The sequence below is a fragment of the Oceanicella sp. SM1341 genome, assembly GCF_003448965.1.
Taxonomy (GTDB): domain Bacteria; phylum Pseudomonadota; class Alphaproteobacteria; order Rhodobacterales; family Rhodobacteraceae; genus Paroceanicella.
In genome coordinates this window covers 1-875 of sequence record NZ_QRGC01000094.1, presented here as the reverse complement: position 1 = coordinate 875, position 875 = coordinate 1, and the positions used below count along the sequence as shown (strand labels likewise).

Here is an 875-nt window from a genome sequence, read left to right as displayed (position 1 = left end):
TCGTCGCCGGTGAGGTCGAACTTGCGCCGCGCCGCCTCATAGAGCGCCACCAGCTGCGCCCAGGTGGCGAAGGTCGCGGCCACGCCCTGCAGCCAGTAGCTCACCAGATCTCCGCCGCGCAGGTCGGCATCGCTCACCGGCACCACCCGGCCATCGCGGGTCTCGTGCAGCCAGCGGCCCGTGGCGTTGAGCGCCGGCTTCCGGGCGTGGTCGATCAGCGTGCCACACTGCGGGCAGCCCATCTGCGCCTGCGCGCCCGCCTCCACCGGCTCGGCCTCCCGGTCGTAGACCAGCAGCGAGAAGCGCGGCTCGAAGGCGCTGCCGCAGCCCGGGCAGTCCCAGTACCAGCGCGCCCGGGTGCCCTCGTTGTAGAGCCCGAGGATGCCGCCCTGCACCGGCGGCGCCTCGTGCGGGGCGGCAGCGCCCGCCTGCCAGTCCTCGCGGCTGCGCGCCCGGCCGGGGCTGCTCTCGATCACGGTCATGCCGCGCGAGCCGTAGGTGCGGGTGCGCGCGTCGGCGAGCGTGGCGCCGGAGCCCTCGCCGCCGATGCTGTCCGCCCAGCGGTCATAGTCCGAGAGCAGCATCAGCCGCCGCGTGCGCGCCGAGAGCTGCTCGATGGTGGGCGGGCCGATCGTGAACCGCGTGCCGCCCGCGAAGCCCTTCTCGAACATGTTGTCGTCGGACTTGCGCCGGCCGAGGCGGGCGGCGAGCTCGGGGCTGTTGCGCAGCGTCGGCTCGAGCTTGGTCAGCACCCAGTCCTTCGCCGCCGTCGAGGTGATGTGGTTGAGCTGGATCGGTCCGGGATCGCAGCAGATCGCGTGCGCAGCACAGGCCATCAGCATCTGGCTCTTGCCCGACTGCGACGGCCCGACGAA

1 protein-coding gene is annotated in these 875 nt (G+C 73.1%); it reads right to left on the bottom strand.

Annotation, left to right across the window (positions count from 1 at the left end):
• Positions 1 to 875: phage terminase large subunit family protein (locus D3P35_RS25885; RefSeq protein WP_198670813.1), on the bottom strand; the 875-nt coding region annotated here is incomplete at both ends.